The 14,229-nt window shown below is 69.0% G+C and carries 13 protein-coding genes and 1 pseudogene; 5 read left to right on the top strand and 9 right to left on the bottom strand.

Going from position 1 to position 14,229, the window contains the following annotated elements; translation table 11 throughout:
* The coding region (locus tag ABT130_RS35465; protein ID WP_350963063.1) for an RNA-guided endonuclease InsQ/TnpB family protein at positions 1–824 on the bottom strand (824 nt) is incomplete at its 3' end.
* Positions 825–876: 52 nt separating this feature from the next.
* Between ABT130_RS35465 and tnpA the strand changes: the two are divergent.
* Positions 877–1,281 (top strand): annotated as a pseudogene (gene tnpA / locus ABT130_RS35460) (IS200/IS605 family transposase).
* Here tnpA and ABT130_RS35455 read toward each other — a convergent pair.
* Positions 1,251–2,372 (bottom strand): glycosyltransferase family 39 protein, encoded by a 1,122-nt coding sequence (locus ABT130_RS35455; protein WP_350963060.1) that lies wholly within the window; start codon positions 2,370–2,372, stop codon positions 1,251–1,253. The pseudogene tnpA and the gene ABT130_RS35455 sit on opposite strands and share 31 nt — an antisense overlap.
* Positions 2,373–2,863: 491 nt before the next feature.
* Positions 2,864–3,874, bottom strand: coding sequence for an FG-GAP-like repeat-containing protein (locus ABT130_RS35450; RefSeq protein WP_350963058.1), 1,011 nt, complete (start codon positions 3,872–3,874; stop codon positions 2,864–2,866).
* 356 nt (positions 3,875–4,230) lie between these two features.
* Between ABT130_RS35450 and ABT130_RS35445 the strand changes: the two genes are divergently transcribed.
* Positions 4,231–5,129, top strand: a protein-coding gene (locus ABT130_RS35445) for an IS5 family transposase (protein WP_350963065.1) whose coding sequence is annotated in 2 segments (ribosomal slippage) — positions 4,231–4,608 and positions 4,611–5,129 — 897 coding nt in all. Because the reading frame shifts where the segments join, the coding sequence is not laid out codon by codon here.
* Between the two features lie 178 nt (positions 5,130–5,307).
* Here the strand turns inward: ABT130_RS35445 and ABT130_RS35440 are convergent.
* The gene (locus ABT130_RS35440; RefSeq protein WP_350963055.1) at positions 5,308–5,958 is read right to left on the bottom strand and encodes a TetR/AcrR family transcriptional regulator; all 651 of its coding nucleotides are present in this window, start codon (positions 5,956–5,958) and stop codon (positions 5,308–5,310) included.
* Positions 5,959–6,060: 102 nt separating this feature from the next.
* Here ABT130_RS35440 and ABT130_RS35435 point away from each other — a divergent pair, with 102 nt between their 5' ends.
* Genes ABT130_RS35435 through ABT130_RS35425 form a run of 3 tightly spaced genes read left to right on the top strand, consistent with a single transcriptional unit; the run spans position 6,061 to position 10,171 of the window.
* Positions 6,061–6,762 carry an SDR family NAD(P)-dependent oxidoreductase gene (locus ABT130_RS35435; protein WP_350963052.1) on the top strand — a complete coding sequence of 234 codons (702 nt, stop codon included), beginning with the start codon at positions 6,061–6,063 and terminating at the stop codon, positions 6,760–6,762.
* Positions 6,759–8,510: a CocE/NonD family hydrolase gene (locus ABT130_RS35430; protein WP_350963049.1), complete on the top strand. Its 1,752-nt coding sequence runs from the start codon at positions 6,759–6,761 to the stop codon at positions 8,508–8,510. Before ABT130_RS35435 ends, ABT130_RS35430 begins: the two co-directional genes overlap by 4 nt.
* Positions 8,511–8,512: 2 nt before the next feature.
* Positions 8,513–10,171 (top strand): long-chain fatty acid--CoA ligase, encoded by a 1,659-nt coding sequence (locus ABT130_RS35425; RefSeq protein WP_350963046.1) that lies wholly within the window; start codon positions 8,513–8,515, stop codon positions 10,169–10,171.
* Between the two features lie 297 nt (positions 10,172–10,468).
* Here ABT130_RS35425 and ABT130_RS35420 read toward each other — a convergent pair whose 3' ends face one another.
* The 5 genes from ABT130_RS35420 to ABT130_RS35400 form a co-directional block, all read right to left on the bottom strand.
* Positions 10,469–11,008: an alcohol dehydrogenase catalytic domain-containing protein gene (locus ABT130_RS35420; RefSeq protein ID WP_350963043.1), complete on the bottom strand. Its 540-nt coding sequence runs from the start codon at positions 11,006–11,008 to the stop codon at positions 10,469–10,471.
* A gap of 131 nt (positions 11,009–11,139) precedes the next feature.
* Positions 11,140–11,772, bottom strand: a complete 633-nt coding sequence (locus ABT130_RS35415; RefSeq protein ID WP_350919657.1) for a hypothetical protein — start codon at positions 11,770–11,772, stop codon at positions 11,140–11,142.
* 67 nt (positions 11,773–11,839) lie between these two features.
* Complete coding sequence (locus ABT130_RS35410; RefSeq protein WP_350963040.1) at positions 11,840–12,622, bottom strand: HAD-IIA family hydrolase; 783 nt, start codon at positions 12,620–12,622, stop codon at positions 11,840–11,842.
* Between the two features lie 229 nt (positions 12,623–12,851).
* Positions 12,852–13,283, bottom strand: coding sequence for a nuclear transport factor 2 family protein (locus ABT130_RS35405; protein WP_350963037.1), 432 nt, complete (start codon positions 13,281–13,283; stop codon positions 12,852–12,854).
* A 24-nt stretch (positions 13,284–13,307) separates the two neighbouring features.
* The gene (locus tag ABT130_RS35400) at positions 13,308–14,207 is read right to left on the bottom strand and encodes a TIGR03619 family F420-dependent LLM class oxidoreductase (RefSeq protein ID WP_350919663.1); all 900 of its coding nucleotides are present in this window, start codon (positions 14,205–14,207) and stop codon (positions 13,308–13,310) included.
* Positions 14,208–14,229: the final 22 nt, after the last annotated feature.

The raw sequence follows: 14,229 nt of genomic DNA, 5'->3' as shown, positions 1-14,229 counted from the left end.
GTCTGGTGCTGCCAGTCGACGGCTCGGCGCTTGGCTCTCGCGCGCAGCCGGGCGATCTGGTCGTAGGTGCGGGCCAGCCGACGCGAGGCCGGCTCCGCACGAGGCCGGGTGCGCCGCCGGCGAGCCGCTTTCTTCTCCAGCCGGCGCAGGTGTTCCCTCTCGCCGGTGCGAAGCCAGGGTGCGTGCTCACGCATGGTGCCGTCCGACAGGGCCAAGGCGACGGTGATGCCCCGGTCGATGCCGACCCGCGGGCCCTGGTGGGCGGCAGCGGGTTCGGCCAGGGTCTCGGTGCGGAACACGACCTGCCAGCCGTGGGCGTCCTTGACCAGCCGTGCCCCGGTGATCCGCCCGGCAGGACCGCCCCTGGTGAGGCCGGGCAGGTCCTTGGTCCACCGAAACCGTACCCGCCCGACCTTGGGCAGGTTGATCGCGCCCCAGCGCCGGTTGATCCGCTTGATCTGCAGATCACGGGCCTGCGGGACGTCCACGGCCAACCGGGTCCGTAGCCGGCCCTTGAACGTGGGCCGCTTAGCGGGATGGTCGGGGTTGAAGAAATTCGCCCACGCCTGCCGATACGTTTTCAGCACCGCTTGCGCCGCCTGGGCGGGCAGTTGTCCCATCCAGTCGATCTCGCGGCGGGCTGTGCGGATCGCCGCGTCGCAGTCCTTCACCGTCGCGAACCGGCCCTGGCGGAAGGTGAAGTACTCATGCAGCAGGTTCCACAGCGCGCGGGCGGTATGCGCCTGAGCGTCCAGCACAGCCACCTGGGCCGCACTGAGATCAAGCCGCGCCTTGTGCGCCCGGTTGCGTTTCACCAACTCCACGCCGTGATCGTATCCTTACGGTTTACGTCACCGCCGTGGAATCCAACCCGAGATGCGCACCAGACGCCATGTTGTCCACCACCTCTACGCACACGTGGTGTTCGTGACGAAGTACCGGCGTGGGGTGTTCACCGGCCCGATGCCGGTCCACCGCGAGGAACTGATGCGCGAGGTCCGCGCCGACTTCGAGGTCGAACCTCGCGAGTTCAACGGCGACCACGACCACGTCCACGTCCATCTGCTGGTCCACTACCCGCCGAAGGTCGCCCCCTCCAGGCTCGTCAACTCACCGAAGGACGTCTCGGCACGGATGCCGCGCAAGGAGTACGGCGCTCACGTCCGCCGCCCCCTGTAGGGCGGGCATTTCCGGTCCGGCTCCTACGTCGCCGCAAGCGTGGGCGGCGCACCGCTCACGGTCCTCAAGCACTACATCGAACAGCAGCGGCGACCCGCGTGAGCCGGCCTGCTCACGGGCACGCAAGGCCAGGGCACGCTCGCGCCCTGGCGGGCACTTCCGCGTGGGCCTTCACCCCCAGTGTGAACACCGGAGCACTGGCCCACAGTTCGGTAGACCGGATGGATCTGCGAGATCGCCATGGACAGCAACGGCAGCAGCGCCCAGGGCAGCGCGACCCCGGTCAGCCGCCCGCCGGAGATCGCCCCGAAGATCACGAGGGCGGCCAGGGGCAACACCGGCCACGCGCTGCCCGCGATCTCCTTCCCGAACCTGGCGACGTCGACGAACTCCGGCGATTGCAACCACGACAGCTGGGCCTCGCGCTGACCGGCCGCGAGAAGCGCGAGCGGGGCGATCCCGGTCCCGGCCACCGTCAGCGCCCCGGCGAACCGCGCGATCCCTGGGCGGGGCGCGGTCACCGACGAGGAATCACGACGAGGCGACACCACCGGCGCGATGCCTCGGCGGGACGCCTCGGTGGACGAGACGTCATCGCGGCGGTGCCACACTGCCACCGTCACCGCGTGCGCGACGACCAGGAGCAGGGCGTAGACGTGCAGCCAGCCGAGCAGCACCAGGCAGGCCGCGTAGCCCAGGTACCACCGGCGGCTCGATCGGCGCGTCGCCTCGATGAGCACCCAGGTCGCCAGCACGGCCACCGCCGTCACGATGGCGTAGCTCCGGGTCTCCTGGGCGTACCGGCTCACCATCGGCAGCGCGGCGTAGCACAGTCCGGCCAGCAGGCCCGCCCGCGGAGTGGCGAGCCTCCCGCCCAGAACCGCGATGCCGTACGCGGCGGCGGCCGTGGCGAGGACCGAGGGCAGGCGCATGGCCGTCTCTCCGGTCGAGATCGCGGCGATCGGCCGGAGCATGAGGTAGTAAAGCGCGTGCACCCGGTCGATGCTGTCGAGCAGGTTCCACAGGTCGCCGATGGGCATCGCGGCGGCCAGCACGCTGACCGACTCGTCCCGCCAGAACGAGGGGGTGGCGATGCCCCAGAGGCCGATCACCGTCGCCACCACCGCCGGGATCACCTCCGGCAGGCGGGTCCGGCCACGTGGCCGGACCATGACTTTTTCCACAACACCCATCACATCGTGCTATTTCACACGATGATCAGAATGATGCGATGACTGGACGGGATCGGGCCGTGGCGGAGGACTTCCCGCGAAGATTCGCGAGAACCCGGCGGTTCACCCACGTGGCATCCGGAACGGCGAAGGCCACCGAGGGCTAGGTCCTGTCCCGTGATCATGGGCGGCTGGGTGCCTCCATGGCAGAGCCTCTGCGCCCCGGCCTCTGGCAGGGCCTGGACGAGGTCGGGCCACATCATCAGCGACCATGTGAAGATCCTGGGGAAGACGAGGTCGGGCAAGAGCATCTGCGGAGCCTGGAACTACCTCGCCGGGATGATCAGCCACCGTGACGTGGCATTCTTCGTGATCGACGCAATTAAGAGCGGCCAGATGCTCGGCCCCCTACGATGTGGCGCTGCACAAAGGTTCGAGACGGTGGGGAGTGACGAGGTCGCCGTGTTCGAGCAGGACGCATCACCGATCGTTCGTCACCTGATGAGGGGGCGCTATAAGCCCAGGCTTAGAGTGTCGAAGCTGGCCAGCGCCCTCTTGCCGTCTGTTATCACGATCTTGAGGTCGTCGTCACGGTGGGCGAAGGCGAGCTCGTCGTCCCCGTCGCCGTCGTAATCTCCCGCCGCCAGCGGCGCGGCCCGGCCCACCCCATCGACGTTCTCGCCGGCTCGCAGACCGTCAGATCCACCCCAGAAGATCCGCGCTGGGATGTATGAGGTTAGATTCCATGAAGGGACCACCCCGCCGAAGGCGAGGTCGTCATGGCCGTCCCCGTCGAAGTCGCCGGAGACCGCAGGACCCGCAATGCCCTTGAACACAGCCTGCCGACCGTCGCCGTAATAGATGGTCAGCGTCTTGTCGACCGAGGGTGGTTCCGTCTCGAAGCCGGGCTCATTGTTGCGGCCGCCGTCATCGCCGACGGCGACGTCTCGGGCGCCGTCGCCGTCGAAGTCGCCGAACGCCGCGGCCATGCCCTCGTTGAGCCTGCGGCCCTGCTTCGACAGGCCGTCGGGTCCGGCCGTAAGCAGCCAGCCGGCGGTCTGCTCGCCGTCGTCGCCCTCGTACACGACCAGCCCCGTCGGGCGTCGCCCGTCGACCCTGTCCACGGTCATTCGCCAGAGCTCCTCGCCGGTCGGCGACGGCTGGATGGTGTGCCGGGCGGGAACCGCCGCGCGGCTGAACGGACCGTAGAGGACGGCCAGGTCAGCGCCGCCATCGTCGTCGCCGTGGGGGCTGGACATCGCCACGTCAGCCGCGCCGTCGCCGTTGAAGTCGCCCGCAACGGTCCGATGGCTCGCCAGGCGGTTCGTCACCGGCGCCTGGATCGGGGTGGGCGGTGTCCGGGCGTCGAGGCCGCGCGGGCCGCCCCAGAAGATGTGCGGACGCTGCTGCTTGTCGCGGCCGGGGATACTCCCGTAGGCCAGCAGGTCGCCGAAGCCGTCGCCATCGAGGTCGGCCCTGATCCCGCTGCCGATCAGCCAGGAGGCGAACCTGTCGGGTGACACGACCGTCCGCTTCGAGGGATCGAGCCCTCTTGACGAGCCATAGATGACCGTGAGATGCGTCCGATTTCTAGAGCGGAACTCGACGACCAGGTCCGCGTAGCCATCGCTGTTGACGTCGTCTGCTAGTCGGCTGCCTTTGCCCTCACGAGGCGTGGACACCGGGAGCGGTGCGGAGGTTGGCGGTGCGGAGGTTGGCGGTGTCAGACGGCGCTCGGGGCGCGGTCGATCTTCGCAGCCCGCGAGTACCAGGGCCAGAACTAGCCAGATCATCACCTGTCGCGGCATAGACCGAGCCTAGGGCCTATCGGTGTTTGTGCTGTCGTCTGGTGTAGATCATCTGTGTGGATGAGGAGCGTCTGAAGCGTCATGATCTGACCGATGAGGAGTGGGCGTGGCTGCAGCCGCTGCTGCCGGTGAGCACAGGCTGGGGTGCGCAGTGGAATGACCATCGCACGGTGATCAACGGGATCTTCTGGCGGACCCGGACGAGCAGTCCGTGGCGTGACCTGCCGACCTGCTATGGCAGGTGGAAGACGGTCTACAACCGGCATCGCCGCTGGTCGCTGGATGGCACGTGGGAGCGGATCCTGGACGGGCTGCGCGCGGGGTGTGATGAGGCTGAGGGCGAGGACTGGACGGTCAGCGTCGATTCCACGGTGGTGCGCGCTCATCAGCACGCGGCCGGCGCTCGGCATGCTCCGGCCAAGGACGCACTGTCAAAGGGGACCGGAAAGATCACGAACGGGTAACGTCGGGGCGAGAAGCCCTCGGCCGGTCGCGGGGCGGGCTGTCGACCAAGATTCATCTGGTGGCCGATCGGCGTTGCCGCCCCATCGCCCGCATCCTCACCCCCGGCCAGCACGCTGACTGCCCGCAGTTCATTGCACTGATGGAGGCCATCCGCATCCGACGTCGTGGCCTCGGGCGACCGCGCACGCGCCCAGCCCGGGCGATGGCGGACAAGGCGTACTCCTCCCGCGCCAACCGCCACTACCTGCGGAGGCGTGGTATCAAGACCGTCATCCCGGTCAAGAAGGACCAGCAGGACAACCGGCAGAGACTCGGTTCCAAGGGGGGACGGCCGCCGGCCTTCGACCGGGAGGCCTACAAGGAGCGCAACACCGTGGAGCGGTGCGTCAACAAGCTCCGCCAGTACCGTGCCGTCGCCACCCGCTACGACAAGAGAGCCATCATCTACCAGGGCACTCTTGACGTCGCCTCCATCAGGATCTGGCTCCGACACCCAGTTACATGATCACGGGACAGGACCAGTGCGACGTTCCTTACCGGAAGTACAGATCCACCCCGGTCCTGGCATCAGGAAGGCAGGCCCGACAATCTCGGTTTCCCTGCAGCGCGTTCGCAACCTCCGCTGAGGAACGGAGCACTGTTTGAGCCACTGGTGCTGGTGTGGGACAACTTGAACACCCCCATCACCGTTCGACACCTTCACGTCGCCGTGGTGCACCGCCGGTGAGCATCACGGGCAGAGCAGCGGCCACGCTGTCGGGGCCAGTCGGCAGCTGGGTTGCGGCGCTGGTGCGAAGGCCGTCCAGGAGGAGGGCGATATGACGCCGCCAGGCGTCGGGGGCGGCGGCGCTGGTGGTGCGGGTCAGGTGGGCGTTCAGCCAGAACATCACGAAGACGTCGTCGGGGGTGAGGTCAGGACGTAGTGAGCCGTCGGCCTGGGCCTCGGTGATGAGCCTGGTGCCGAAGGTCACGGACTCGTCGCAGATCGCTGCCAGCGCCGTGGCGTCCTGGTAGGAGCGGGCGATGATGTCGTTGAGTGCGGTATCGGCGGCCTGGAGTGCGCACATCTCCTCGATGTAGACGGCGAACCGCTGCCACGGACTGGTCTGCTCCCGCGCCCGCTGCATTGCTTGGCCCAGCTTGGCCGCGGCGAGATCCGGGACGACCACGTCGATCAGTTCCTGACGGCTTTCGAACCGGTTGTACAGCGTCCCGATGCTGACCCCGGCGCGCTGGGCGATCTCCTCCAGGGGCACGCTCAGGCCACGTTCCTGGAACACCTCGACCGCGGCGCTCTTGAGTTTTTCCAGGTTGCGGCGAGCATCCGCGCGCATGAAACCTCCCAAAGGCTAACTTGACGATGCTCCTCAAGTTAGTGTTAGCATCGCAAGAAACTTGAGAACACGTCTCAACTTACCATTGTGGGAGGCCGTGACATGGCCAAGACCATCGCCGTATTCGGCGCCGGAGGCGGGATGGGCCTCTCGCTCGCCCGCCGCTTCGGCCAAGAGGGCTACCGAGTCGCGCTGGTCGCCCGGCGCCGCGAACCCTTGGACCAGCTGGTCGCCGAGCTGGCCGCCGACGGCATCGAGGCGGCGGCGTTCGTCGCGGACCTGCGTCGCACCGAAGACGTCCCGGCTCTGGTCGCGTCCATCAGGGCGCGCTTCGGGCGGATCGACGCCGTGGTGTACTCGCCGTTCAGCCCCGCCACCCTCATCCCCGCCGCCGAGCTCGACGCGGCCACGCTGCGCGACTGGGTCGACCTGTACCTGCTGACCCCGGTCGAGCTGGTGCACGCGGTGCTGCCAGAGATGCTCGAACGCCGTGCCGGCGCCATCGTGACGGGGTACGGCTACTCGGTGCTCGAGCCGTCGGCGGGCCTGTCCGGACCGGTCCCGGTGCTGGCCGCCGCCCGCAACTACATCCACACCCTGCACGACGAGCTGGCAGAGCACGGCGTCTACGCGGGCGCGGTGGCGGTGCGCGCGCTCATCGATCGCAGCGAGGCCCACCAGGCCGTGCGCTCAGGCGACATGCGGCTGGCGGTCGACCTGCCGGTGATCGACCCGGACGAGCTCGCCGACCTCGTCTGGGCGCTGGTGCGCAGGCGGGACCTGGTCGAGGTGGTGCACCCGTGAGGTACAGCGTCTCGGTCGACGTGCCGGTGCCCATGCGCGACGGCGCCGAGCTCGCCACCGACATCTGGCTCCCGCAGACCGGCGGCCCGGTCCCGGTCCTGCTGGTGCGCAATCCGTACGGCAAGCACGTGCTGGCCAACTACGGGTTCACCTCGCCCAACATCTTCACCCTCGTCGAGAACGGCTACGCCGTCGTCGTCCAGGAGTGCCGCGGCACCTTCAACTCCGCCGGCGACCACACCCCGCACGTCAACGAGTCCGCCGACGGCGCGGACACCGTGACCTGGCTGACCGGGCAGGACTGGTGCGACGGCAACATCGGCACCTGGGGCGTGTCCTACCTCGGGATGGTGCAGTGGCAGGTCGCCGCCACCGGCGTGCCCGGCTTGAAGGCGATCGCCCCGGCGATCACCTCCGCGGACCTCTACCGCGCCCCGTACTACTCGCCGGGCGGCGCCTTCTCCCTGGACACCATCTTGACCTTCACCTCGCTCATGAGCGCCAACGACGTGACGCGAAGGCTGCGCTCCGGCAAGGGAGAGGCGGCCGACCTGGTCGGGCTGAGCGAGGCGCTGAACGACATGGACGCGTTGGTGGCGGCCACGCCGACGGCGGAGCATCCGCTGCTGGCGAAGTACCTGCCATGGATCTTCGATCAGGCGATGGACCACCCGGATCGCGACGACGTCTGGCAGGAGCTGTCGGCGCTGGACAGGGCGGCCTCCATCACGGTGCCGGCGTTGAACATCGGCGGCTGGTACGACCCGTTCCTGGGCGAAACCATCCGCGCTTACGCCGAGATGAAACAGCGCGGCGGAACGGCCGAGGCGCGCGAGGGACAGCGGCTGATCATCGGGCCATGGAGCCACACCACGGTGAGCGGGGTCTTTCCCGACCGCAGCTTCGGGATAGGCGCCTCACCTGAGGCGGCCGACATGACGGGTGCGCATCTGGCGTTCTTCGACCGGTGGCTGCGCGGCCGGAAGGATGCGCTCGACAGCATGGCGCCGGTCCGGATCTTCGTTATGGGCATCGACCAGTGGCGTGACGAACAGGGCTGGCCGTTACCCGACACCCGATACATCCCCTACTTCCTGGACGGCTCCGGTCCCGCCAACACCGCGGTCGGTTCCGGGTCGCTGACCTCGGATAAGCCCGAGAGTAACTTCACCGATGCCTACCTCTACGACCCGCACCGGCCGGTGCCGACTCTGGGCGGCTCCGTCATGCGGCCGACCGGCTTCAACGGCCCCACCGATCAGCGCCCGGTCCAGAGCCGTGACGACGTGCTGTGCTTCAGCAGCGGCGTCCTCGATGAGGCCGTGGAGGTGACCGGACCCGTGTCGGCGACCTTGTTCGTGTCGTCGTCGGTGGTCGACACCGACTTCACGGTCAAGCTGGTCGACGTCCACCCGGACGGCCGCGCGATCAACCTGTGCGACGGCATCCAGCGGATGCGCTACCGCGACTCGCTGGAGAAGCCGGAGCTGATGGAGCCAGGCGTCGTCTACGAGATCACCGTGGACCTGCTGGCGACCTCGAACGTATTCCTGCCGGGGCACCGGATCCTGGTGGAGATCTCCAGCAGCAACTTCCCGCGCTTCGACCGCAATTCGGGCACCGGCGGCGTGATCACCCGTGAGCACGAGCCGGAGATGGCTGTCGCGCTCAACCGGATCCACCACGGCCCCTCGTATCCAAGCAGGGTCACCCTCCCCGTCATCATCCGCGAGCCGACTCAGGAGTAGCGATGCTCGGACTCATGCAGGACCGCCCGCTCGCCCTACCCCACCTCTTCCACCGCGCCGAGCAGTACTTCGGCCACAAGACGATCATCACGGCCGAGGCCTCCGGCGAGACCACGACGACGATCGCCGACATGTGCGCGCGGGTGCGCAGGCTCGCCACCGTGCTGGACATGCTGGGCGTCAGCGCGGACGGGCGGGTCGGCACATTCTGCTGGAACACCGCCCGGCATCTGGAGCTGTACCTGGCGGCGCCGTGCACCGGCCGAGTGCTGCACACCCTCAACATCCGGCTGTTTCCCGACCAGTTGGTCTACATCGTCAACCATGCCGAGGACGAGGTCGTCTTCGTCGACCGCTCGCTGTTACCCGTGCTGTGGCCGCTGACCGACCGATTGGAGACCGTGCGCACTTGCGTGGTGATCGACGACGGATCCGACGCCCCGATCCCCGACGACCCCCGCATCGCCGACTACGAGCAGTTGCTGTCCGCGGCGCAGCCGTACAGCGGCACCTTCCACATCGCCGACGAGAACACCGCCGCCGCGATGTGCTACACCTCCGGCACCACCGGCAACCCGAAAGGGGTGGTCTACAGCCACCGCTCGACGGTGCTGCACTCGCTGATGACGCTGATCGCCGACGGCCCGGCGGCGCTGTCGGAACGCGACGTGGTGCTGCCGGTCGTCCCGATGTTCCACGCAGGCGCCTGGGGCCTGCCGTACGGCGCGCTGCTGGCGGGCGCGTCCTTCGTCTTCCCGGGCTCGAACATGACCCCGCACGCGATCGCCTCGCTGCTGGAGCGGCACAAGGTGACCGTCACCGGCGGCGTGCCCACCATCTGGATGGGCATCCAGCCGCTGCTCACCGAGCACGACCTGTCGTCGCTGCGCACGATCCTGTGCGGCGGGTCGGCGGTGCCGAAGGCGCTGTCGGCGGCCTACCGCGAGGCCATCGGCGTGCCGATCCTGCAGGCATGGGGGATGACCGAGACCAGCCCAATCGCTACCATCGCCCGGCCCGGCACCCAGCACGCCGCCCTGCCGGAGGACGAGCGTGACGACGTACGCGCCCGGCAGGGCTTGGCCGCACCGCTGGTCGAGCTGCGCATCTGCGACCCCGAGACCGGCGAGCCGCAGCCGTGGGACGACACGGCCACCGGCGAGGTACAGGCGGCAGGGCCGTGGGTCGCCAAGGAGTACTACCGCGCTGAGGGCGGCGGTGCGCAGTTCACCGAGGACGGCTGGTTGCGCACCGGCGACGTCGCCACGATCGACCGCCACGGCTCGGTCCGGCTGGTCGACCGTACCAAGGACCTGATCAAGTCCGGCGGCGAGTGGATCGGATCGGTCGAACTGGAGAACGCGATCATGGCGTACCCGAAGGTCGCCGAGGCGGCGGTGATCGCCATCCCGCACGAACACTGGGTAGAGCGTCCGCTGGCAGTGGTCGTGGTCAAGGAAGGCGAGGCACTCACCTCCAGCGAAGTCCTCCAGTTCCTCACCGAGCGGGTCGCCAAATGGTGGGTACCCGACGTGGTGGAGTTCATCGACGAGATCCCCAAGACCAGCGTCGGCAAGTTCTCGAAGAAGACGCTCCGTGAACGATTTGGCGGCTATCAGGTCAGTGAGCCCATGACTGAGCCGCAGAGGGCAGACCGTTGATGGTGGCATCGCTCTGCTGACAGCCGATGTCTTTCATTCATGAGCGAGTGAGGGGCACCGGCGTCAGCTGTGACGTCGACGGCTGTTTCGCGGCCTGACCAGATCGGACCCGGACGACGAGTAGGCACGGCCAAGGGCTCCGGTTGCGGGCGACACGGAGGCCGAGGACCGATGGCGACGGCGGTCATGGGCCGGCCATTTGGACGCTTCGGCGTTCGCAGCCGGGGTCGGACTGCTGGCGTCGACCTGGTGGCGCCAAGTCGTGGCATCGCAAGCCGGAGAACGTCCGTCGGTACTTCAAGCCGGCCTCGGAGGCCGGGTCATCCGCCAAGGAGGCTGGTTCGGCGGCGGCCGGGACGGGGCGTCACCGCGTGGACGCAGGTGGCCCCGGTGTCGGCGCCGCCCGCGCTCGGTTCGAGGTCGTTCGGGACGGGCGCTGTTCAGGGTTCGATGATCAGTTTGCCGACGGTGTGGCGGGATTCCAGGTCGCGTCGGGGACGGGACGAGTGCGGCGGCGGGGGCCAGGAGGTGGGTGGTGTAACTGCCGGGCACGTGATACCAGGCCACGCGCCGGCCGACGTGGAGGTCGTCGGTGCCGGGGCCCAGTGCGCGGATGACGCCTGAGCCCTCGACGCCAGGCGTCGCGGGCGGTCGGACGGTCGGGTTGAAGCCGAGGCGGGTGGAGACGTCCATGAAGTCGACGCCAATGGCACGTACCTCGACCACGGCCTCGCCCGGCCCCGGCCGCGGTATCGCGGCCGAGGTGAGGGTGAGGACGTCGGCCGGCCCGAAGCGCTCGAAGGTGATCGTGCGGGCTTGGGGCTCGTGGGCGCTCACTTGGTGATCACCGCGACGTCCGCGAGGAGGTTGGCGTTGCCGGTGTGGTGGACGGGCCGAACGCGCGCCCCGGTCAGCTTCCAGCCCTGCTCGGTGCGCTTCAGGTCGTGCTCGCCCCGGGCATAGGAGCACTAGGTCCGGCGGTCCTCCATCTCCCACAGGTGGTCGAGGACGTGCCAGGCGATGCGGCGGGCGGCGTAGCGGACGGGCCAGCCGCCGGGGACCGGCGGCCCTCCTTCGGAGGGCCGGGACAGCACCTCGGCGAGGTCGGCACGCATCGCCGCCAGGTCCGCGGGCTCGCGTGGAGGCTTGTGGCGGACACCGACCTTGCGGGCGTACGCGCGCTCGGCCTCGACGACGTGGGCGACCATCTTGTCGCGGTCCCTGCCACCGCCGCGCGGCCCCTTGCGCAGTTCCTCCGGCGAGGCGGCGGCCGCCTCGCCGAAGAGCTTCCAGGCCGCCTCGACCAACGCGACGGCCCGAGCGGCCTCCGCCTCGCCGACCGGTTCGGCGTCGAGCGAGGGGATCGCCTCGATGGCCCCGAAGTCCGTGGTGGTGCCGCCCTTGGCCCGCTCCACCACCACCGGGTCCGCCGGCTCGAAGAGCAGCCCCGCCCGCTCCGCGACGACCCGGTAGCGCGGCGCGTACGTCACCAGCGCCTCCAGCGCCTCCTCCTCGGATCTGCCGATCCGGCACCAGCCCGGCCACTCCACCGAGCAGGCGAAGACCTTCTTGGCACCGATCTCCAGGTAAACACGTGTCATGCGCGACAGCATGGCACCCATACCTGACAGATCACGGCAGGAATACTCCCCGCCCGGCAGGCAGGCCCTAGTCGATCAGCTCGATCAGGTCGGCGACCGAGTCGACCACCCGGGAGGGGCGGAACGGGTAGCGGTCGATCTGGTCCCTGCTGACGACCCCGGTCAGCACCAGGATCGTGTGCAGTCCCGCCTCCATGCCGGAGACGATGTCGGTGTCCATCCGGTCACCGATCATCGCGGTGCTCTCGCTGTGGCCGTCGATGGCCCGCAGCGCGCTGCGCATCATCATCGGGTTGGGCTTGCCCACGAAGTAGGGCTCCACCCCGGTCGCCTTGGTGATCATCGCGGCGACCGCGCCGCAGGCGGGCAGCGACCCCTCGTTGGAAGGCCCGACCGCGTCGGGGTTGGTGGCGATGAACCGGGCGCCGCCCTCGATCAGCCGGATCGCCCGGGTGATCTGGGTGAAGCTGTAGGTGCGGGTCTCGCCCAGGACCACGTAGTCGGGGGCGATGTCGGTGAGCACGTAGCCGATCTCGTGCAGGGCCGTGGTCAGGCCGGCCTCGCCGACCACGTACGCCGAGCCTCCGGGGCGCTGGCCGTCCAGGAACCTGGCGGTGGCCAGCGCGGAGGTCCAGATCGACTCCGGCGGGATGTCCAGGCCTGCCGCGCGCAGTCGTACGGCGAGGTCACGCGGGGTGTATATGGAGTTGTTGGTCAGGACCAGGAACCGCTTGCCGGACTCGCGCAGCCGGCGGATGAACTCGTCTGCACCGGGCACCGGGTGTCCTTCATGGACGAGGACCCCGTCCATGTCCGACAGCCAGCACTCGATCGGCTTGCGCTCGTCCACCGTTCTCCTCTGTTCCGGCCGTATATGTACGAGAACCAGGATGGCAGGGCAAGGCCGACAATGCGCCATCAGGCTCGCACATCAGAGCATCGCGCAGTTGAACGGCCGCCCAAACGGGCCTCCGGCCACCGCACGGTACCGGACCGCCCCTACCCGTTCCCGCTCCGGCCCCTGTCCGCGGATCTTGCCGTGGCGGGGAACGGTGGGCGAAAGACCTAGGGGCCATGGCCTAACACACGGTCCGCCAGGTCTGTTCCTCGATCAGTTCTCTGCTCCGCCAGCCGTACATGGTGCGGACCAGGCGGTGGTGGTACCAGCCGCCGCCGCGGATGAGCCCTGCGGTGTCGGCGGCGATCATCTCCCTGGACGGCGCGAGCGTGTCGGTGAACGAGGCGGTGACCGCCGCCTCGTCCCCGTCGAACCTGATGGTCATCACCCCGATCAGGTGCTGGCGTCCCGGCCAGGTCGGCAGCACCTCGGCGAGCCATCGCCGTGCCTCGTCCCTGCTGCCCCTGATACCGCCCGCCGAGGTGTAGTCAATCACCGCGTCCGGGGTGAAGACCAGGTCGAGCCGTTCCCAGTCTCCGGTGTCCACCGCGTAGGCGTACCTGGCGAGCAACTCGCCGATCTCCAGCCGGTCCGCCATCTCCTGTGCCCTCATGCCCCTATCGAACCAAACGCTTGATCAGGGCGCGAGTGCCTCCAGTGCCGCCTCCGCCCTGCGCATCGACTCCTCGGGGTCGGCGTCGGGCGATCCGATCTCCGGATCGAAGTTGAGGTCGTGGAAGACATCGGTGACGCCCTTGGCCGCCAGCCTGTCGACGTCCTGCCTGATCTCCTCGAACGAGCCGGTCAGCGGCCCTCGTCCGGCCGTCCCCGAGGGGCGGATGCGGGTGACGCCCCGGGTGACGAAGCGCAGCGCCTCGGGATCGCGCCCGGCGTCACGAGCGGCCTCCTTGGCGACGGAGATCTTCTTGTCGATCTCGTCGAGGTCCTCGCGGCTCGAACTGATCCAGCCGTCCGCCAGCCGCCCGACGCGCCTCAGCGCCACCTCCGCCGACCCGCCCAGCAGGATCGGCGGCACGGTGGGCGGTTTGGGATCCTGGTACGCGGCCGGCAGCTCGTAGAACTCGCCGCTGTGCTCCACGACCTCCTCCGTCCACAGGCGCCGCAACAGCGGGACGAACTCCTCCCCGCGCCGCCCGCGCCGCTCGAACGACGCCCCCGAGGCGGCGAACTCCTCGGGCAGCCAGCCCAGCCCGAGTCCCACGTCCAGCCGCCCGCCGGAGACCGCCTGCAGGCTGGCCAGCTGCTTGGCCAGCAGCGCGGGCGAGACGAACGGTATGTTGAGCACCGCGACCCCGAGCCTGATCCGGCTCGTCAACCCCGCCAGGTAGGCGAGCGTGACCACCGGGTCGTGCACGCTGCGGTAGATCGGGCCCATGTCGTGCCCCTGCGGATAGAGCAGACGCTGGAAGGTCCACACCTCGTGGTAGCCGAGTTCCTCGGCCCGGCGTGCCACCCGCGTCATGTTGCCCGGCGTCGCCCATGACCCCGACACCGGCACCGCAAACCCGATCCTCATATCTCGTACTTTATGCGGCTGC

This window comes from Streptosporangium sp. NPDC001681, from assembly GCF_040298085.1.
In the GTDB taxonomy this organism is placed as follows: Bacteria; Actinomycetota; Actinomycetes; order Streptosporangiales; family Streptosporangiaceae; genus Streptosporangium.
This window is presented reverse-complemented; position numbering and strand designations above follow the sequence as displayed.

Excerpts from the sequence above, each read along its gene's own strand:
- ABT130_RS35455 (WP_350963060.1), bottom strand. The coding sequence starts at position 2,372 with ATGGGTGTTGTGGAAAAAGTCATGGTCCGGCCACGTGGCCGGACCCGC.
- ABT130_RS35440 (WP_350963055.1), bottom strand. The coding sequence starts at position 5,958 with ATGCGCGCGGATGCTCGCCGCAACCTGGAAAAACTCAAGAGCGCCGCG.
- ABT130_RS35435 (WP_350963052.1), top strand. The coding sequence starts at position 6,061 with ATGGCCAAGACCATCGCCGTATTCGGCGCCGGAGGCGGGATGGGCCTC.
- ABT130_RS35425 (WP_350963046.1), top strand. The coding sequence starts at position 8,513 with ATGCTCGGACTCATGCAGGACCGCCCGCTCGCCCTACCCCACCTCTTC.
- ABT130_RS35415 (WP_350919657.1), bottom strand. The coding sequence starts at position 11,772 with ATGACACGTGTTTACCTGGAGATCGGTGCCAAGAAGGTCTTCGCCTGC.
- ABT130_RS35405 (WP_350963037.1), bottom strand. The coding sequence starts at position 13,283 with ATGAGGGCACAGGAGATGGCGGACCGGCTGGAGATCGGCGAGTTGCTC.
- ABT130_RS35400 (WP_350919663.1), bottom strand. The coding sequence starts at position 14,207 with ATGAGGATCGGGTTTGCGGTGCCGGTGTCGGGGTCATGGGCGACGCCG.